Source organism: Gemmatimonadaceae bacterium (assembly GCA_020851035.1).
Classification (GTDB): Bacteria; Gemmatimonadota; Gemmatimonadetes; order Gemmatimonadales; family Gemmatimonadaceae; genus JACMLX01.
Genome location: JADZDM010000021.1, coordinates 73,509 through 93,879, shown reverse-complemented (window position 1 = coordinate 93,879; position 20,371 = coordinate 73,509). Strand labels below are relative to the sequence as shown.

Genomic DNA, 20,371 nt, shown 5'->3' with positions numbered 1-20,371 from the left:
ATACAGTCGGGTGACGGAAGTCGGATACGCTCACCGTGCCGGCTGACCTCGGTGCTCCTGCAGCAACTTATAGAATGGAAGCCCCTGCACGACCACTCCCGGGACGTCAAAGGTCTTGAACAGGCACTGGTGGTTCTCGAGCTGCTGCACCCGCGCGGCAAGCTCCGAACTGCTCCCCGGCATTCCGAGTGCTGCCAGTTCCTGCGCCGTGACGTTCGGAACCTTGTGGATGAACCAGGACAACAGTGGCTCGCGGTAGTCCGTAGCTCCCGCCTTGAAGTGGCGGAGAAACTGGGAGGCGAGGATCACTCCCACGCCGAACTCTCGCGCCTGCAGTAGCACCGAACGCAGGACGTCGAACTCGTACCGCATGATGTTGTCTGCCTCGTCGACCAGCAGGTAGGAGTCCACCGTGCGCAGCTGTGGGTCGGTTCCGCGGTAGGGGCGCTTTGGAAGGCGCAACATGTGCTCGTAAAACAGGTTGAGCATGATGGCGACCACCATGTTCTTCGTGCGGTCGTCCTGCCCGAGCTGGTCAAGGGAGAGCACCACCACCCCGTCGAGGAACCTCTCAAAGGCGCCAGCCTCGAGCGGCTCTTTTGTGAAGAGCTCCATGTCGACCATGTCGCTGATGATCGACAGCGGAGCGTCAAGCTTGCCCTGCACGAGCGCGTGGTACGTGTCATGGACATCATAGATCGTGGCTTCGCGACCCGCCGCCTTAGCACGTTCGTATGACGTCTTCACCGCCTGCTTCAGGTTTCCTAGCTGGACCGGCCCAATGCCGCTGTAGATCTTGCCGAGCACGTCCGCGAAAAACTTGAAGCGTGGCATCCACGGCGGTACGCCGACCGTGCCGCGGGTGTCGAATAGGTTCAACGGCAGTTGGTGCGGCATCACGACCTTTGCCCCCACCGCCTCTACGAAGTCGGCAGCAGCGTAGTCCTTCTTGTAGTCGAAGATCAGGAACCGCGGCTTGATACCGTCGTTGGAAGCCGACGAAGATGCAATCTGGTACACAATCGACTTGACGAGCTGCGTCTTGCCTGTGCCGAGGTCGCCGACGACGCCCATGTTCAGCTGGTTCAGTCGCGTCATGCTCGGGCGCAGCAACTTCTCTTCGGTTCGGAAGTCATCGACAGTGCTCCCGATGATCACGCCTATGCCGTCTGGCTTGCTGATCGGTCGCATCGGAGGTGGAGCTGCAGGCAACTGCTGATCGTTCGGCACAGGTACTTCTCGCACCGCACTCTCAAGACCCGTTGAGATGGGAGCGTACGTGCCGTCAAATGGGTCACCATCAACCGCAGAAGTAGTCGTATCGGAGTCAACCCAAGTGCTCGCACCCGTGGTGGGCTCCGTCGCGTCCTTCAGGATCTCAGGCGATTGAACGGGCGTTGTGACGCTCATTGGTCGGTTTTCGCTCTTGGTCTCCGAAGGTGCGGGCGACGAAGGCCTGCTTGCACCAAGGTCAGCCGCTTGCATGTCAGCTTGCACACGTGACGTTCCAGTCGGATAGAAACCCCAATCGCCAACAGCCGTGCGAATTGCGTCGACCAGCGCTTCCGAGCGGCCATGCACGATCTCTGCGCCGTCTCGCGTGTTCACGATGATCGACTCGTGATGCCCGTCGTCGTTGACATCGCGTTGGGCACTCGACGGTGAGCCATCAAAGACCACGAGCCTTCCAATGGCATCAATCTCGACGCTGGCAAGATCGCCAAGAATCGCGGCACTGACACGCTGGTGGAGGCGAGACCAGTCTGCAGGTGCGCGAAGGGCTGCGGGTTGTTGGCTGTAGACGCGGAAGCCAAAGTCCAGCATCGTCAGCAGCAAGTGTTGGAACGCAAGCTGCCAGATCACGAGGCCCGACTCAGTACCTCGGCTGCGTGCCTTCTCAAGGAGTTCGGCGAGCGCAGCCGACTGGGCGAGGGCATCTCGGCGATCCGACGTGCTCATGACCTCCTGTCGGTACTTGACCTCGACGGGCGTCACACGAATCCGAACGGATGAGTCGGTGATCACCATCGCGGCGACCAAGAGGTCTGGCCGCAACAGCTGCGACATGCCAAGCGCGCGCTGCAGGTCCTGCATGTAGCCGCGGAACGGGTCTACCGGGATGACCAGTGCGACTTCCTGCACCTCGCCATCGCTGCGCAGCACTGGGAGTAGTCCTGCCGAACCAGTGGCGCCCCTGAACTCGTCTTGAAGCAGGCGCCCGGCCATGAACAGCCCTAGGTCACCCGCAGCCCCTGAGTGTCCGGCGGAGAGGCCACGCACGGTCGGGATGCCGCGCCGTGCTACCTCGAAGAGAATTCCGGATACGGCTTCGTCATCCATGCCGTCGCACCCGGGCAGCCGCTTCAGGAGCTCGCGCAGCGCCTCGCGGTCGACGTCCTTGACGCGCGAGAGGAGGTAGTAGCCGCTGGTGTCGCCTGCCCGGTGGGAGTACGACGGAAGTTCATAGTCCCAGAGGTACGCGCCCTCAAGCCAGCCACCAAGAAAGCACGCCGGATCCACGGCGCTCGAGGAGACCGCCGTGAACTCTGCCTTCCGGTCGTTGACCAGGGTGCTCACCGCCTGAACGCTTGGCGCGAAGGTGAAGCCCTGTCGTGTGTCTCCGAGGTTCTCGAGCAGGGCTGTCGTGGCCGCGACGTGGTCGGCCAGCGCATCGCCAGACGGAGGGCCGGCTGTCGCCATTCGGCTCTCGCTCAAGAAGGCCCCTGCGCCCGCGCTGAGCTGCGTCCTGATTCTGTGCCGGACGAGCGCCCCAGTGCTCAGGGGCGACGCTGTCGAAACCTGTTCCGCTCCGGCGTTCGTCGTCTCAAGCTGCGCGATGATCCCGAGGTCCGGACGCGGACCGGCTGGCATGCCCGCGTACCAGCGAACCGCCGCATCCGTGTCTTCCGCCAAGTTGGCGATTTCTGACGCCTCCGGTCGTGCAGCGTCGCTGCGCTCATCGTACACCTGAAGCTCACGCGAACCCATCGCGAGCAGCGGACGCGGGCCAGCCTCTGTTACCGAGAATCGGTCGCGAGCCCAGTCGAGTAAGCCTTCGTTGCATGCCTCACTTTGCCCTAGGCTGCTTGCCACCAAGACGTTCAGGATCGGCTTCGCTGTGAGCAGCGTCGCGACATCGTCGAGCGCGCGGCAGACCTGCGAGGCGCTGAAGCCACTCGTCACCCCACCAAGTTGGAGTCCGAGCTCCTTGTCGAACGGTGCGAGCGCTCCATGCGTGCCGAGCCGCCCAACCCTCGTGCCGTTCCACAGGACAGCCCACGAGTCCGAGCCGCACTCTGTCGCCAACATCGGAACTCGGCGCGTACTTCCGCCCGCGGTGCGCAGCGGGAGGGCGAGGATGTCGGGGATACCGTCTGGATCGAGAATGCTCCCGGCGGGACATGGCATACCCGCACGGGACGCATCAAGGAGCACGCGCTGCGCAAGCGCCTGCCAGGCAAGCCTGAGTGGGTGCAAGGGTGATACGAGAACAGCGTCGGGCTCCTGTGCGAGCGTGCGGCCATCCCGTTCGAGCTCCGTGACGACGACGAGGTCGACCCACGCCGCAGCGTCTGGTGCCGCGGAAAGCCATGAGAAGTACGCGCGCACGTACGCGTCGAGCAGCTCGGCAGACTCGGCTTGTTGCAGCCACAACCCGAGCTCCGCAGCTTCCATGAGCCCGTGCCCATCCTCTCCTCTAATGCGAGCCGCCAGTTCAGTGCGCGCAAGGACGAACGCTTCGGGTGGGACAAGCTCGTCGAAGCTTGGACGGGGATCGTGAAGGAAGCGGCCTCGGGAGATGACAGTCCCTTCCTCCGTCTCCCATGATGGCGGACGCCAGCACTCTGCGCAGTCTGAGGAAATGACGACGGGATAGAACGAGCGCGCCACGGCGTCAGCGTCGAGAGCCCATGCCTGAAGGTCGGCGAGTCGAGACTGGCGGTCGATCTGCACAACCAAGCCCCCACGAGTGCGATCTTGCGCGCGATTGACCCGCACGAGCCGGTCGAACACGCTGCGGCACCCCTCGCTCGGCGCCTCCACACATGTGATGTTGAGCCGTAGTGTTGCGCTTGTGCCATCGGGCCACTGGACGGCGAGGTCGTAGTAGCACTCGCTTGTCGCGAGCAAGTCGACGCCCCATGGCCCGCCCGACTCCGCGACAGGCGGTACCACCATCGCTGAGAGTGGAGCTGCGCCGGCGGTGCTCGCGTCCTCGCCGGTTGCTATAGGGCCGAGCGCAATCCCACTCGCGACGTGGATGTCCAAGAAGTGTCGCGCTTCGCCACTCAATGACAGGTTGCACTCGTGTGTCACTTGGCTTCCGGCCTTGGTCCTACGCGGCAGCTCCAGCTTCACGGCGTTCCTGCAGGTCACGACCACGCCCGCCCCCCATGAGGCGAGCGACACGACACGAACGGTCGCCTTCTTGTGGCTTCCCGACAGTGCGACATACGGAACGGGACGCTCGTGCGGCGGGAGGCCATCGTCGCGCACGTCTGGGTTGCCGAGGGTGTCCACTATCCACTCGCGGCGATTGCCTTTTCCCGGCGCCTGACGGGTCACCGTGCCGTCGAGCGGTCCATCGGTTTCGGCTGGGCCCGAAAACCGCAGTTCAACGGGACCTGCGACGACAATGGGTAGTCCGCGGCCAGCCTTCACAAGCGCGTTCGTGCATTCGAGCCCAAGCGCACCGGGAGCGGGACCATCGCTGTCCTGCTCCATCAATTCGATGAGGCGACCCGAAGTGAGCACGCTCCACCAGCGAGGAGGCTCGGAAAGGTCGTCTGACGCGCACGGTCCGAAATAGAATGGCGCCGTTTCAGTCGTTAGCGCATTCGCTCGGTCGCAATTGTCGCGAAGGTGCCGAAGACACAAGTCGATGGCGAGTTGTTCGTCCTCGCTGGCTCCCTGTCGAAGGCGCTCCGCCGTGGGAGCGAACCCGTTGTTCTCCACCAACTCAACCAAATGCCTCAAAGCCTTGGTCTGCTGGTCCTTGTCAACTCCAGCGCCTGTCGGCGGGAAGCCGCATGCAAGGCTCCATTGAGTCGCGAAGGGAACACTCGGGTCGCTGATTGCCAGGACCCGTGCCAGCGCGGCCCAGCACCGGCGTCTCTCCCGGTCATTGTGCTGATCTGCGGCATCCGCCGCTCGAACTGCGCGCTCGAGGAGCGCCACGGCATCTGCGCGTTCTTTCTCACCGCGCCAATCGGTGCGCGAGAGCGCGGCGTCCACGATCTCCTGCACAAAACGGTCGTGCCACCAATCATCAACGGTGGCGCTGCCGCCGTTCGCTGCCTGCGCGACGCCGAACTCATCGCGCGTGTTCCCGAGGGAAAGGATCGCATCTTGGCCTGGAGTCGCAAGCGTCAAGAATCGAGGGCAGGCCGGCGTATTACGCAGCGCAATCAGGTGGTCGCGGTCGCAAAGTCCTGAAGCTCCAACAGCAGGGTTGCCACGACCGTTGGCGAGAGATGGAGCGGGCAAGAGCACTGGAAGCGTCACAGGTGTGCCATCCGCCAACTCAAGCTGCAGTCCATCCTCTGAAGCAAGCCGCTCGAGGACGAGTTGCATGTAGTGGACCGGAGGTCCGTGGAACACGCTGCGGAGCTCCGCATCCGGACGCTGAAGCGTGCGCACCATCGCACGCATCTGTGCCTCGACGCGTGATGCGAGCTCGGCAATGAGCTTGCTCATTCAATGCCTCCATTCTCGACGTCACGACGGCGCGCGCCAACGTCTCGTGAAATCTCGAACGGCGGAACAAGTAACATCCCGCTTTCCGCATCGGGGCTATCCAAAACGAGGCCAAGCATCCGCAAGCTCCGCCCAATCTCGCCCGTGGCGAAGTTGTCGGGGTACACCTTGAGGCCGTAGCACTCGAGGTGCTCAGAGAGTCGCTGTACAGACCTGGGACCAGCTGCCTCCGCGAGGCAGCAGTGAACGAGCGTCAGGAGTGCAACTGGGCCAAGCGAGACCACCCATGGGGCGGCAGCGTATCCGCCTCGCTTCTTCAGGTGGAAGCCCTGGTCATAGCCGCGCAAGCTGTCATCTGCCGTCTGGCGCTGGCCGAGGCTGTGGCGGCAAAACTCGGCGATGTTGGAGCCGATTCCGCGTTTGCACGCGAGTGTGCGCGCTTGTTCATCTTGCAGCTTGGCTAACGCTCCGAGCACATCGCGCTCCGCGAGCTTGGCGGAGCGGGACTGTACTGATGCCAGAAATGCCGAGACATCGGCGAGTGAGTCGAGCGAACCGGTCGAAATCCCCTGCAGCTCCAGCTCGTGGAGTACCAGGTTGATCCCGAGCCGCGCGTTCAGGTATCCTGATGCTCGATCACGCACGATGGGTATCGCTGGTGATCCATATACCAGGCTGCGACTGGCAGGAGCCACGAGCGTGCGCGTGAGCGCCGCCGCAGATGGTGCGTGACTGCCCCCAAGCACGGCGCGCAGTTCTCTCCAAAGGCGGTCGCTGACCTCACAGAGCCACATGACGTGAGCCACCGCACCGATGCGGAGAACTGACTCGAGTAGGCTTGACCACTGGCGCCGCGTCATTTGCCGCTTCGCTCGCAAGACGGCACGAAGGTCAAGCACGAATTGGCGTGCAGGAAAATGAAGCCCTTCGCGCTCCTGCGCTGGCCAACGACATAGTGCGGAGATGGACCGCGGCTGCCAATCAACCGTCACAAATCGTTGGCGCTCGAATTCGAGCTGTAGCCACCGTGCCCAGATATCGTCGTCTTCGCCCACGCTGAGAGCGTCGTGCAATTCACTCCAGAGAGACTGCGCCGCCTCATCGCTGGGGCAGCCGATGGCGACCATCGCGGACACCAGCTGCCCAGGATTCCAGGAATTGCCGCTCAGGCGAGCTGACCCAGAGTAGAGCGCAGTGTCTGGGATCACAGGACTTAGCTGCAGGAATCTCTTCGCTGATTGCTGCGGCTGTTTGGGGCTTTGAAGCGCCCCATGTAGGATCGTTCTCCACGTGTCCTGCTCGATTTGTCTTGGCCCCGCTACACTCTTGCGGACTTTGCGCGAGCGTTTGTCCAGCTCACGACCCTGCGCGGGAATCTGGCCCTCTGTCACGCCGAGGAAGCCAGCGGCACGATACGTTGACGCGAGCACGACTTCTGCCGTCGCAAATTCAGGCGCGGGCCGCAGGTTGAATGACGAGTTCTCGTAGGCAGGGTGTGAGCATGTCCACGGGCTGCTAAGGAAGGATTCGACGCTCACTGCTCGGCTCTGTCGCGTACGAGGAATTTGCCCATTTCGCGGACGATGACATCATCGCGAATCCCGATGAAAATTCTTGCCTGATCTAACTGCTCTTCATCTCGTACGACGCGACCCGCGAGACGCGCACGAACCGCGTCGAGTGAGGCCTTTACTGCGCGCGGCAACGAGGCGCTGAGCATGCCGTCCTGCAGTTCGCGAATTGAACGAAACAGCTCGTAGGTCAGCGGGATTGCCTGACTCGCGGCGTTTTTCCCGGCAGACAGGTAGCGAAGGTCAGACCGTGGGCGTCCTGCCCCGGTGGCCGTTGGTACGCGCACCTTCTGCCGGTCAGTGCGAAGCACCACGCGCCTGGTCTCTGGCGGCAGTGGCTCCCCGAACGTCGTTGTCAGGTCGACCACGAAGTGTTCTCGGTCATTGAGCTGTCTTTCTACCTCCCTGACCGCGTTGTACAGGAGCTGCTCATCGCCAGCGATCACGTGCTCAAAGTCGCGCAGCACCTGCGCATCGCGCACGACCGCTGCTGCTGCCCCAAGACTGCGCCGGACCATGCGGCACGCGAAATCGCGCAGGAGCATGTGCATGCGTGCCGCGGTTGCTGGCCGGCGCCGACGGACGTCTGACGCACCGACTCGCTCATCAGCTTCAGCGAGGCGAGTGAGGAGGTCGACCTCGAGCGGTGAGAGGCTGTGATACCGACGAATCATCGTGAGCCCCTCGCGTACGCCATGGCTGAATCGGGCGTCAAGCTCACGCAAAGGAACCTTAGAGCGCGCACTCACGTCCACGTCCGAATCGGGGTCTGCGAGCGCGGGATCGAGCAACGCACAGATGCTCGCCAGTTGGTCGCGGAGTGTGCCAGGAATGGACGCCGTGCGGTCCATGGTGAGGAAGTGGTGCAGTCCGAGCAGCGTGCTGTCCTGCTCCAGTCCCAGTTCCTTGAGGTCGGACCGAATTCCTGCCCGTCCGAGGCGTGGCCACTGTCCGAAGAGCGCGTGCTGGTATTGGGCAGCCACAAGGAGGAAGGGGGCCGCGAGCCGCGTGGCATCTGGTTTGCCGGACCCGCGGGCATTCATCTCTAGCAGCCGCGCGGCCCACTCGCAGGGCCCGAGGACAGTCCCCGCGGCCTCCACTGGTGCTCCTGCCAACACGTAGGACAACAGGGAGAGCAGATCGCGGAAGCTCCATCGTTTTCCTGAGGCAAGCTCGTACCATCGCAACACCTGCAGGAGCGATGTCCGGTGCCTCGCCCCGGCCAGCAGCCCGCGGCTGCTACAATGCGGGCAGCGGTCGCCCGCCGGGCAGGTACCCTCGGCTGGCCACCTATCGGCCGTCGTGGCCAATGCGAGCACTTGCATCGCAGGTGAGTCGCTGGGCTCATCCTCTGGCACGTCGCGCGTCACCAAGAGGGACTCCACATCCATCGGCCAGACCGCGACCGCTGCAAAGTCCAAGAGTGGCCAGCAGCGGGGGGCCGCGAGACCAGTGCCGGCGGCTCGAACAACCGCCTCAATCAGGGCGCGAACGTTCTCCCGGCCACTCTCCGTTGCGAGGATGAGCGCGTCATCAAGGACGCCGCGATTTACGCACGCCAAGTAGACATGCGACTTGTCCGCTGCGACCTCTCGCTCGAGATCATCAACTAACAGAGCGGCCGCGCTCTGCCCAGCTAACGCAGGGTCGGCAACCGACGCGTCCTGCACCAGAGTGAGTACCAACTCGCGCGCGGAGCGGAGCGCTGAGCCAATGTCTACTTGGACAAGTCGCGGAACCGTGGATCCGTCGGTCGGCGCGAAGCGTGGGGCAAGAATTGCCTCAAGCTCGCCATCGAGCGCGAGTTCACGCTCCAAGGCGCGGATCGCCTCCTCAACCGCCTCCGTCTTACCGTTGCCCGGCCCGCCGACGAGAAGCACGATGCGTGGAGCGTCAGCATGACGGCCAGCCACGTCGCGAGCCCAGTCTCGAAGCCGTGACAAGAGAGGTGTCTCAATCAAGTCCCCAGCCGGGCGGCCTGTCGCGCCATAGAACAGCCGGCGAACACCGCCGGTCCGGTGTCCTGCCCAATCGAGGAGCCCCCGTGGGTAGGTGTTCGCAATCAGCGCAGATTCTGACACAGTGTGGGCAAAGGGGGATGCCAGATGAGCAGGTGGGACCCGGGCTGGCTTCTTCAGAGGGGGGGCGTGCGCGGACGCGCGTTCCTTTTCGGCAATGGCACGTGCGCACGAACATTTAGCACGAGGCCCTGACAGTCGCCTCATGGTAGCGGATTTATCCTTATGCCCGGCGGAGTCAACCAGCCCAGCGGGATAATCTTTTGGCGTTCACCACACCGCCCTGAAATGTCACGGGCTTCAGGGGGCAGGGTGCGGCGGGCGTTTGTCTCGGACTATTCCCGAAGATTGCGTCCAAGAGCCCGGGCGACACGGGACAACGTAGCAGGCTCGTGCAATCGGCACTCCCAGATTCGCGCCACCCGCCAGCCGGAAGCACGCGGCGCCCTGGTCACTCGTCGGTCTCGTGCACGATTTGTCGCAACCTTGGTGGCCCAGAATTCGGGGTTTGCGCGCGGCGGCCGATAGTGCCTGGGGCAGCCGTGCCAAAAGCAACCGCATCAACAAATACGACGACCTTTTCGCGGCGCCACGCGAAGTCTGGGCGACCCGGGTACGGCTGGTGTCGCCGCCAACCAGAGAGGCCGTGCCTCCGGAGCAGGACCGCGAAGGCAGCCTCGGTAGTGAGGTTTCCCACTCCCCGTATCGCCCGCCAGATGCGACGCCGAGCCTCTGGCGTACTTGCGAAGGTAGGATCAGAGCGCTGCTGAGCTGGCAAGGTTTGGTCGCGCGTCGTGCTCGCCTGGAAGGTGACGTGACTGGGCCTTAGCTTTCCGTGATCCTTGCGGCCCTTAGGAAGCGGATCCGAATGCACACGAAGTGAATCTCACCCTTGTAGACCTGTTTGCGGGGTGCGGAGGGTTATCCCTCGGCCTCGAGCTTGCCGGTTTCGTGCCTGTGCTCGCAGCCGAGCTCAACAATTCGGCGCGGGCCACTTATGTGGCCAACCGCGACGGCTCTGTGCATGTCGAGACGGACGTGCGGCAGCTCGCAGACGCCGAGCCCAGCAAGCTGCGGAGGCTTGCCGGACTGGGCCGGAACGAACGCGTGACGTTGGTTGCGGGCGGGCCGCCGTGCCAAGGGTTCTCCGGCATCGGTCACCGACGCACGCATAGCGATGTCGAGAAGCATGAAATCGCGTCCAACCACCTGTACAAGGACATGATTTCGGTGATCGACAAGCTGCAGCCGGAGGCGTTCCTGTTCGAGAACGTCCGTGGGCTTCTGTCCGCACGCTGGTCACGGGACGACCCGCGAAAGGTCTGGGACCGGGTTCGTCGCCACTTCCTACGGACGCTCGGGGACAGGTATGTCATCGCGTACGACGTTGTCCGGGCCTACGAGTTCGGCGTGCCGCAGAACCGTCCGCGAGTGCTCATGGTCGGTCTTCGTGAGGAGCGGTGGGAGGCAATACGTGAACTTGCCCATCCTTCAGTACGCACGTTGTCACGTCAGGCCATAAACGCTTGCACGGCGCGTGACGAACAGCTTGCGACAAAGGCGCTGTTGCTGCCACCTGCGCTATCGCCTGAGAGGCGGCGCGAATTTTTGCCGGACATGGAGGAGCTCCTTGGCGACCTCATTGATCCAAGTTGGGAAGCGTGGGCACATGCCGGCTGTAAGGGGGCCTTCGAGACGTGCGCGTACCCCGCTGCCGCGAGAGCAGGCTGGCAGCATGCCATGCGCGCGGCTGTATCAGGTGACGGTGTCGCGACTCGGAAGGGTGCGCCTCTAGCGGAGCAAGCGTACAGCCGGCACGCCGCACATGTGCGAGCGCGGTTTGGGCTCATCCGACAAGGGAAGGAAGTTCCGGAAGCGCAGCGCACGAAGAAGTTCGCGCAGCGCGCCCTTCCAGCAACGTGGGGCGACAGGGCGCCGGGTATCACTGTTGCGTCGCTGCCAGATGATTACGTGCATTTCGCACAATCACGCTCGTTGACGGTGCGCGAGTGGGCCCGGCTGCAAGGTTTCCCCGACTGGTACCAGTTCAAGGGGCCTCGTACAACTGGCGGCGACCGTCGCGCGGGAGACGTCCGCAGTGGTGAAACGGTGCGCGAGGCGCCGCGGTACACCCAGATTGGTAATGCCGTGCCTGTGCCTCTAGCTGCTGCCATCGGCTGGCAATTGCGTCGGTGCTTGGCGAGCGCTGAACCTGACGAATCCCGTGGACACCATGCCGCTCCGCTCGCGCGCTTCCTGCGGGCAGCTTTGGACCGCGAACTCGGTGTGGATCTCGATGATTCCTCATCCGTCGTGCAGTACGAATCTGGACTCTGTAAGTGATCGTCTGAAATTCCCCACTCAGTGTGGAGAAGTGAGCGATATCGAACGGCGTTGACACCGGCAGCCTGCTCCCTGAGCAGCTCTGCAGACCGCATGGCGGGTGCCGCCGCCTAGAGTGCTGCGCATGCCTAACTGCGCTTAGGCGTGCGCAGCGGGGTGAGACCCCTAGACTGAAACGAACCGCGCGCCTGCACGAATCGCGCACCCGCGCGACAGCGCGCAGGTGCGAGAACCGAGCATGCGCGCGGGGACGCCCGTCCGAGTGAGCCAGCGTCCGCACGATCCGCCCACGTCGTGCAACGCCTGAACCCATCGCAGCCGCCCCCCCGCTGGATCGCGTGGGCAGCGCTCTCCCTCGGAGCCAGTCCGCTCCCGGCCTGGAACGTCGGTCGCAGCCCCCAATTGTCTGCAGGCAGCCTCCTCCGGCGCCGCAACCGGCAGCCCCCCCACGACCGCACTAGGCTTTCGCCACAGCCGATCCGACTGCCCCTCACGGAGTCGCCGGCGGTCCGAGCCGCGAGCGCGGCCTCGGTCACATCGTCGGAAGGGAGGTTGTTCAGATGGATATCACCACCAAGGAACTGCTGGCCGTGGCTCGGGGCCTCGTGGGTTGCAACAACAAGGCCTTCCCGACTGGGCGCGAGATTATCAAGGCTGCGCGGAATCGTGGCAGCGCTCTCCGGGCAAGCTATGCGCTTCGCGCCGTTCAGGTTGAGCGCGGCGTCAACGCGCACCTGCGTGCCACGCTGCCCGATGATTTCCTCGTCGAGCTGGTCGAACCGGCGGTCGCTCCGGTGCCGCCGTTCGACGATGTCACCGGCATCCCGACGGCCGCGCTGACGCTCCTGAAAGACGCAATCGTCGTCGCTGGTGCCGCGGCGGAGCGTGAGTGGAAGGACCTGCGTACGGTTCGCGCCGCTGAGGCAGAGGTCTGGCAGCGGGACACCGCGGAACTGGCGTCGCAGGTACAGACGCTTGCGGAACAGCTCGATGAAGCGACGCGTGCGCATCGGGAGACCGTAGCGATGCATGCCGCAGCGATATCAGCGCTCCGCGAGGAGGCTGGCGTGCTGCGCAAGGAGGTCGAGTTCGTTCGTCGGGAAGCCGAGCTCGCGAGCGGTACCGTCACGGAGTTCAAGCAGGCGCTGGCAGCGGCACGTGAAGCCCTTCGCGTCGAGACCGAGCGGTGTCGAGTCGCAGAGACCCGGGTTGCGTCGCTGGAGGCATCCCTGGCGGCCCAAGCTGCTGCGACCACGTCGCGGGCGCGGATTGTCGTGGCGCGCAAGCGGAGCCTAGGCGCGCGAAAGGCTCCTTCGTCCTGATCACCGCGACGAATGTCGGGTCACTGATCCCGGTCACGCTCCGCGCTGCAGTCGGCGTGGCTGGAATCAGCTGGTCATCAAGGGGTTTTGCATCGCGCCTCTTTTGCGCCGTCCGAGGGTAGCTGTCGCGCTTGGCTTCCCTCACAGCAGGGCGCACGCACGGCTGTCCAGACCGCTCGATTGGCCGCATTCAGGCCGGCCCACCTCCCGCTTTAGCCTGTTGGCATGGCAGCACACGCGAACGCGTGCTCCGGGCACTTCCGCCCCGCTGTCGACGGCCCTCTTCCCAAGCTCATCGTATGTCTCCCAGAATCACGCGCCAGCAGCTCGGCGGCGCTCCGCCTGTCCCGGCTGAACGGAATGCGCTCAGCTTCCCGACGATTCCGCTCCCCGCAGACCGTGCCGAATGGCCCACGCTTGATGCCACCGTGATGGCACGGGTGCTCTTCGCTTTGCGGTTCCACAATTGCATTCCTGATGCCCGCTTGATCATTCGCCTGTACGGCGGATCAAGTGAATTGCTCACTCCGCTCTTTCGCGCGGCAGCCCTCGCGAATGTCGAACCTGTCGCGCTCGATGACGCGCTTGGTGGCACCGGGCATCCGCTTCGGCTGGCCTACGTGCTCTCAGGTTTAGGGGGCACTCAGGACGTGCATCCGTCCTTGCTGGCCTTCTCGCTGGATGTCATCCGCATGCTGCTCGGCACGGGCCAGCGCGCTGATCAGCATGTTGCCGACTATCTCGCCGAGCGGGTCGTCGGCGTGTTCGGCGAGGCGGGGGCGTGCGCATTGCGGTCAGCTGACTTCGACCCGATCCGTTCGCCCGAGTTTCCGGTACACCCGAAGATCCAAACGACGTGGGATCGCGACACGGGCAACAACGTTTCGACGATTCGCCTGTTCTGACTTCCTCGTGCTCACTGGACTTCGCGACCTCACGGTCGCGAAGTCCAGTGCTGCGAGGCTCGGGTTGGCGCGAACACCGACGATGAGCCGCGGATCTGGGATTACCACGCGATTCGCGTGGTTACACACGGCGTCGTCTATTTGGGGTCTGCCTTCGATAGGCCGAGCACATGCACGGTGGGTGCACCTGCCTCGGAACGAGGCAAGATGGGGTGCCGTGTGCGCGTCCCGAATCTCAGCGGACGCTGGCTCCGGGCTGCCATTCGTGATGACGTGGCGCACCGGCGTCGCTTACAAGCCGCTTGACCACTCCCCTCAGTTCTGATCAAGCGGGGCGGTGTAGCCAAGTGCCCATGAGACCAAGACTTGACCAGTACGTGACACCGATCTTCGTACCTTACAGCATAATCATGCCGCCATTTCCGACGAGGATGTTCATGATCTCGTGCTGTAAATGCCGGAGGAATCGGGCGAGAACGCCGCTGAGACCAGCACGAGACCAGCAGGGGTTGTAAGGCTCTCCGCGCCCACGGCGCCAGAGCGGCATGGTGCGGGTGCGCCCATTGCCTGCGGCGCGCATCCCTCGTGACACCCTGCCAATGACCAAACATTTCCGCGCCACGCAGCCGCCCGCAGGGCTGGCCCGCTTCCGTCCATGCCTGACGCGCCCGCTCTCGTTGGACGGCTGCCTTCGCGCCTTGAAGACCATCTGCGCTGCAAGCCGGGCTCCAACCGGCGGCAGGCCCTACGCCGATGCCGTCAGCGACAGCGTCGAACACGGCCTCACGAGCACCGTCCGTGCGGCCCTGCGGCACGCCATGGTCGACACCGCCGATGTCCGCGTTGCATTGCCGGACCTGCCGCAGCACGCGGCGGCTGCGGCACGGGGACGCGGTCACGCGAACCCCAGCGAGGCTGCCAGCCGCGCGCGGCGCGCATTGCGGCTGCTGACCGGCATCGATCCCGCGTCGCGCAAGCTCGACTCACCGCATCTCTTCCTGTCCGCAGGGTTCCTAGAGCTCCGGAGCTTCGCCCGTCGGCGGCAAGACCAGAGCAAGCTGGTCGTCCTCGCGCGGACGTGCGCGGCAATGGGTGCGTTCGCTGCCCCCGAAAAAATGCCGTCCATGGACGAGCTTTACGCGTACGCCGGGACGGAGCCGAGCCCTTACGCCGCGAACTCCATCCGCAACGCCTGCTCCGCGTACCGTCGCATTCGCGCAGACGCAATCCGTGCTGACGCAGCCAACGCTGGAAAATACGCTTCGCTGGACAGGCGTCCCCACTGGCGCAGCCGCGTCGCCCGTGTCGTCCAGCTGTCTGGCGACGCCGTGACGACCTGTCATCGTGACCGGCTCGGGCTACTCGCGGAGCAGCTCTCCGGCACGTACCCAAGCATCGCACAGGAGCTGACGCTGTATCTCGGCACCCCGGCGTCGGGCGCCGTCTCCGACGCCTGGCACACGGCCATCATGGATGCCGTGGTTCGAACCGTATCCCTGCTTGAGGGGCTGTACGACAGGCCTGAGCTCGTGTCGCATCTCCCCATCCGCGGTGAGGTACGCCTCTGGCACCTGTTCGCGGTCGATGTACCGTTGCCGGGTGTAGTGCGGGAGGTGGGACACGCCGACTTCATTGCGAAAGTGGGGCAGGTCGCGCGGGCGTCCGGCCCCCTGATCAAGCGCCTGATGCTCGAGGATGGCCCAGCCGCACGCACCGCATCGGCACTTGGAGGTGATCAGGGCGCGTCGGAGCATTGGATCCCGGAAGTCTGCGTCCGGAACGAGTGTGCGCTGTGGTCGGTCGTGACGGCGGTGTACGCGGAGGCGCTGGATGCGAACGACTGGGCGATTCAGGTGACCAGACGTCGTTTCGTCATGGAGTGGCTGCACGCCTCCAAGCCCGGCCCGGACGTGAGGGAGGGTACCGGGATCGACAAGGTCTGGCTGGTGACCCACCTCAGCCTGCCGCTGCTCAGCACGGTCGGTCTGACCTGGATGGCCAACCGTGCGCATGCCGCTCGGGTGGAGTGGCAGCATCGGCTTTCCTGTGGAGCGAGCGACGCCGTGTGCGCTGCCGCGTATCGCCGGTATGCCTTCCTCCTGCACGACTACTGCGCCGTCGCCATGGTCTGCGACGACGGCATGCGCCGGAAGAACTATGCGAATGCTCAGCATGGTCGGCACGTGACCACCACCTACATCGATGGTCGTCTGGTCCGCGTGGATGTGCGGTTTGGTACGAACCGACAGGTGGACCCAGCCAGTCTAAAGATCTCGGAGCGGCGACGCCGGTCGCAGCGGGCTCGCAAGCCGGTGCAGCCGCACGTCCACCAGCTCAGTCCCACAGGTGTCGATCACGACCTGCTCGACTGGTGGTTCCGCGAGGTCTCCCATGGTTTCACGTACAAGCGGCCGGTCTGTGAGGGAACGCTCCCCCCGAACGCGGCGGCGTTGGACGGTTTGGCGCTGTTCCCGAGTGCGCCGCGCTCACGGCGCCGCATCCGGGTCGGTGGCCAGTTCGCCGCCCGGGTGCATGAGGCCCTCTATGACATCATTCGACTGCTCCACGGCGACGCCGTGCCAGCGAGACGCTCGCTGCTCACGCGGGCACAGAAGGTGGCGTGCACGCTCCACAGGATCCGGCTGCTCATCGGCACCTATTGGGGCGGTGCCCGGGGCGACTGGCAATACGCGGAACACCTGACGGGTGATCTCGCGACGACCCTCAAGGAGCACTACGCCTCCGAGATAAGTGCCGCCGTGATGGATCACCTCGCGGGACGGCGGGACGACTGGCGCCATCTCAACCACCTCGACGACCTGATGGATGCCATTCGGCAGCGTCGTGATGTCGTGATCCGCGATGACCCCCGTGTCGTAGCGATTCTGCATGCTCGCGCTTGGCTCCTGCCGCCTGAGTCGGCGTCCGCCGCCCCCCGCCGCTGGCGTGCGCGACGCAATCGCCGTCCAGCGTAGACGTCCGCCGGGCGCCTGCCTCTGGCGGCCGGCTCGCAGTCCCGAGTACACCCGTCGTATGGCACAGCAACGGACGACGGCGACACTCAGCATCCGCGAAGCACGTGCGTATCTGCACTCGCGGCACGGCATCAGCATGTCGCGTGCGACGTTCTGGCGGATTTTTCTTCCTCCCGGCGTCGAATGGATTGGTCATTGGAACGCGACCCTCGAGCGGCGAGGGGCAAGCGTCGGCTGGACGTTCTTGCCCACCGATGTCGACCGGATGGCCACCTGCTATCTGGCCGGTCGGAGCGGAGCCCCCGTCTGGTATGCGGTTGCCGACGGAACGACGGGACTGCCGCTGAAGTCGCCTCGTGCACGGCTCTCCGGACCGGGCGCAACCAGCGCGTCCGCCGGTGCACTGGCTGACCTGATGAAGTGATGTCGCGGGCGGGGGGGGACGAGGTACGGCTTTTAAGATGGCATCTCGACCTGGCGCGCCGGTCGCGCCATGAACGCTCATGGCTAACTGCCAAGGGCACGTGCTCCCAAGCCCCGGTCTCTCGCCCCGCCGAATGACCAAGACACGGGGCGGGCGCTGCCCCAGATGCCTGTGTTTGGGCGTGGAATCGGACCTCCCCCCGGCCGCCGACGGTCATTCGCTCCGAACCCCTGTAAGCTCGCCCCAACGCCCCCACCCCCTGCGCTCCGCAGCGGCCACCGGCGTCACACAGGGTCCCGTTCAGGGAGCTTGGTGCCACTGCGCTGTCCCACCCGGGTCAGCGCGAGAACACCGGAGTTTTTTCCATGCTGAAGGTGAAAGAAGACGCGCTGTATCCCGTGCTGTTGCATCAATTCAAGGTCGACAATCCCGCGATGCGGGCCACCGCGGGTCGGATGTGCGATAACGGTTTCACGCTCGACGCCGTGCTGACCGCGCTTGCCGAGGATGCGTCGGAACGGTTCACCATCCGCGGTGGAGCGAGTCGAGCCCCTCGCGGATTTCTGCCCGACTACGGGATCTGGTTCGCAAAGCTCGCGACGCCCAGCAGTGTGTCGACGAGCCGGTTCGTCATGCTAGACCTGTTTGCTCGCACGTCGTCGAACTACTGGTCAGCGACGCGACAGACGACGCTCGGTCAGCTGGACTTTGTCCAGACGTTCGACCTCTCCAACGCACTCTTCACGAGCATGTTGGACTCGATGCCGCTCGCGGCCACCCTGCGTGAGCGGATTGCGCGGATGCAGGTGTACGAGTTTTTCACTCTTCCGCTGGTCGCGCACCTGACGGCCACGATTGGTCCGATGGCTCTGGTGGAACGGGAACGGTTTTGCCCGTTCATCGTCAAGACCGCCAGCATCGCTGACGTCAATGTCTTCGTGCCAGCGATGCTCTAGGTCGAGCGTTGCTCACATCCGCATCCACGGCCGTGACGCTGACGCTGACCGACGTGGGTGCGATGGAGTCGTGCTGAGCGGGCGCTAACGGCGTCCGTCCAGCACGGGTCGCAGCTAAGGACGCAGGCTGCGTAGGTCGGCGCCCGCGTCGACGCCCAGAGGAGTCGGAGCCGGGCCCCCGCTGAACAACTCGCACGGTCCGGCATCGCGGTTCAGACCGCGCGGCGGACGCCACCAACGGCTCCGCACCGACAGCCGGAGCATCCATGTCCGACCGCTCGACAACCCTCGCCGCCCTACTGGCCGCGCTCACCACCGCCCGCTCGCCGGAAGACTGCGCGGCGGCGCAGGTCGCCTTCTACACGGCTGCGCGTCTCGCTCTCGTACCGGTCTGCGCAAGCCTTTTGCGTGCCGCACCGGTGTCGACGTGGCAGTCCCCGGAGGATCTCGCCGAAGACACCCTCGTTGACGCCATCCCGGCGCTCCAGCGTGGCGCGTGCCGCGACCCTCGGAATGACGGTGTCATGCGGTGGCTGGCAACCGTCGCTTCCCGTCGCCTGATCTCTGAGGCCCGACGGCGCGCTGACACCTGCGATACGGAGGTCGCCGACGTCCTGCGCGCCACGTACGCCCTGAACGCGCACGCCGAGGCCGACACCGTGCACCCGATGCGCCACGAGTACGAGGAGGCCCTGGCCGAGGTTCCGGATGCCATGGCCGGCAGCTGGCGCGTCGTCATCGAGGAGCAGCGGACGAAGACCGACGCCGCCGCTGTACTCGGCGTCCATCGCACGACCGTGCATCACCACGTCAAGGCGGTTCGGCGCCACCTCGCCACGCGGCTCGCCCACTACGCACCGTGACCGCGGACACCACGCTTCGCCGGGCGCGTGCACCGCCCGTCTCCAGCACTGTCAGCGCGTCCGACGCAACACCGGCGCGATACGGGGGAGCGGCCACGTGGCCGCTGGACGCCTCCCCTCACCGACGCCACATGGCCGTGACAGTCCGTTCGACGACGGTTCTTTCGCCCCCGCGACCAGACACTCGACCGCGCCGGGTTCCGCTCACGCACGTCGACTGCCTCCGACAGACGAATCGAGGTGCGACGACGACCGCCGTCGCACAGCTGCGCCTCGCTGCGCGCCCACGCAGGAGGGCCAGATGGCAGCCACGCGCAGGCCGGTGGTGCCTCGCCGTCGTGCATGAAGTCGCGGAGAGGGCCGAGCCCCCGCCAGCACGCCCGAATGCTCTGGTGTCGACGCCGACCTCCGGCGGCGACACGACCCGTAACGCCGGCCTTTGCCGGAGGAGCACCCCATCATGGCCCCTACCAGGAGCTATCCCATTCCCCCGTTCACTCCTCTGCTCGCGTTGCTCCAAAACGCGATATCCGAGGTCGAAGAGCTGGGCGTTCCGTCCATGACCGCATGGCTGGAGTTCTGGCGGCCGCGCGTCTTCCGATATGTGGCGCCGTTGCATGCGGGCCTTCGTCATGTCGAGGTCACGGTCGAGGAGCTGACGGAGCACTCGCTCCTCTCCATCTGCGCAGAGCTCGACCGCTGCCCGGCACAGACGGACGGCGCGCTGCATGCCTGGATGTCGTCTCGCACAACCGCGGCGGTGCTCGAGCATGCCGCCACCCTGCGGACAGTGACGCGTGCCGCAGGACGGGCAGCCTGATGACGGCGCCGACTGCCCCCCGGCGTGGCTTGTCCACACAGACCAATGTCATGCCAGAGGGTGACACGCTGGCCCTGCTGCTCATGCAGACAGGAGCACCGCAGGACAGCTCGGACGGAGAGGCGCGCGCGCACGACACGCAGGACGCGCTGCGTGCGGTGGATTCAACTCCCCGGGTCACCGTGCTCACGCGACAGCAGGCCATGGTCACCATGGCGGAGGGCGACGCCGAATTGCTCGTCGTCGCGCTGGGCGCAGCCCTCCGTGCCGGTGCCGGCGCGACGACGGCGCTCACGGTCGAGGAAGTCGCTCGAGTTCGACAGGTCGCGGTGCTCGTGCACCGTACCCTGCCACCTAGGGTGCGCGCCGCCATCCGCGTCCGGGCCGACCGGATGGCGGTGCCCACAGCGACCGCGTCAACGACCAATAGTCACACCGACGACCTCTGGTAGCCATCGCGACGTAGGTCGATGCGTC

At 65.1% G+C, this 20,371-nt stretch carries 13 protein-coding genes; 9 read left to right on the top strand and 4 right to left on the bottom strand.

What is annotated here, in order from left to right; translation table 11 throughout:
- Nucleotides 1–30 precede the first annotated feature (30 nt).
- The 4 genes from IT355_13235 to IT355_13220 all read right to left on the bottom strand — a co-directional run bounded on the left by IT355_13235 (nucleotide 31) and on the right by IT355_13220 (nucleotide 10,160).
- The gene (locus IT355_13235; protein ID MCC7054223.1) at nucleotides 31–5,697 is read right to left on the bottom strand and encodes a hypothetical protein; all 5,667 of its coding nucleotides are present in this window, start codon (nucleotides 5,695–5,697) and stop codon (nucleotides 31–33) included.
- The gene (locus tag IT355_13230; GenBank protein MCC7054222.1) at nucleotides 5,694–7,235 is read right to left on the bottom strand and encodes a hypothetical protein; all 1,542 of its coding nucleotides are present in this window, start codon (nucleotides 7,233–7,235) and stop codon (nucleotides 5,694–5,696) included. Before IT355_13230 ends, IT355_13235 begins: the two co-directional genes overlap by 4 nt.
- On the bottom strand, nucleotides 7,232–9,148 hold the full coding sequence (locus IT355_13225) for a hypothetical protein (protein MCC7054221.1): 1,917 nt from the start codon (nucleotides 9,146–9,148) through the stop codon (nucleotides 7,232–7,234). Before IT355_13225 ends, IT355_13230 begins: the two co-directional genes overlap by 4 nt.
- 589 nt (nucleotides 9,149–9,737) lie before the next feature.
- On the bottom strand, nucleotides 9,738–10,160 hold the full coding sequence (locus IT355_13220) for a hypothetical protein (GenBank protein MCC7054220.1): 423 nt from the start codon (nucleotides 10,158–10,160) through the stop codon (nucleotides 9,738–9,740).
- A 5-nt stretch (nucleotides 10,161–10,165) separates the two neighbouring features.
- Between IT355_13220 and IT355_13215 the strand changes: the two genes are divergently transcribed.
- The 9 genes from IT355_13215 (at nucleotide 10,166) to IT355_13175 (ending at nucleotide 20,346) form a co-directional block, all read left to right on the top strand.
- Nucleotides 10,166–11,629 carry a DNA cytosine methyltransferase gene (locus tag IT355_13215; protein ID MCC7054219.1) on the top strand — a complete coding sequence of 488 codons (1,464 nt, stop codon included), beginning with the start codon at nucleotides 10,166–10,168 and terminating at the stop codon, nucleotides 11,627–11,629.
- Nucleotides 11,630–12,189: 560 nt separating this feature from the next.
- The gene (locus tag IT355_13210) at nucleotides 12,190–12,951 is read left to right on the top strand and encodes a hypothetical protein (GenBank protein ID MCC7054218.1); all 762 of its coding nucleotides are present in this window, start codon (nucleotides 12,190–12,192) and stop codon (nucleotides 12,949–12,951) included.
- Between the two features lie 299 nt (nucleotides 12,952–13,250).
- On the top strand, nucleotides 13,251–13,856 hold the full coding sequence (locus IT355_13205) for a hypothetical protein (protein ID MCC7054217.1): 606 nt from the start codon (nucleotides 13,251–13,253) through the stop codon (nucleotides 13,854–13,856).
- A gap of 599 nt (nucleotides 13,857–14,455) precedes the next feature.
- Nucleotides 14,456–16,831: a hypothetical protein gene (locus tag IT355_13200; protein MCC7054216.1), complete on the top strand. Its 2,376-nt coding sequence runs from the start codon at nucleotides 14,456–14,458 to the stop codon at nucleotides 16,829–16,831.
- A gap of 58 nt (nucleotides 16,832–16,889) precedes the next feature.
- Complete coding sequence (locus IT355_13195) at nucleotides 16,890–17,255, top strand: hypothetical protein (GenBank protein MCC7054215.1); 366 nt, start codon at nucleotides 16,890–16,892, stop codon at nucleotides 17,253–17,255.
- A 365-nt stretch (nucleotides 17,256–17,620) separates the two neighbouring features.
- Complete coding sequence (locus IT355_13190; GenBank protein ID MCC7054214.1) at nucleotides 17,621–18,211, top strand: hypothetical protein; 591 nt, start codon at nucleotides 17,621–17,623, stop codon at nucleotides 18,209–18,211.
- A 266-nt stretch (nucleotides 18,212–18,477) separates the two neighbouring features.
- Nucleotides 18,478–19,074 carry a sigma-70 family RNA polymerase sigma factor gene (locus IT355_13185; protein ID MCC7054213.1) on the top strand — a complete coding sequence of 199 codons (597 nt, stop codon included), beginning with the start codon at nucleotides 18,478–18,480 and terminating at the stop codon, nucleotides 19,072–19,074.
- 460 nt (nucleotides 19,075–19,534) lie between these two features.
- Complete coding sequence (locus IT355_13180; protein MCC7054212.1) at nucleotides 19,535–19,894, top strand: hypothetical protein; 360 nt, start codon at nucleotides 19,535–19,537, stop codon at nucleotides 19,892–19,894.
- 50 nt (nucleotides 19,895–19,944) lie between these two features.
- Nucleotides 19,945–20,346, top strand: coding sequence for a hypothetical protein (locus IT355_13175; GenBank protein ID MCC7054211.1), 402 nt, complete (start codon nucleotides 19,945–19,947; stop codon nucleotides 20,344–20,346).
- Nucleotides 20,347–20,371: the final 25 nt, after the last annotated feature.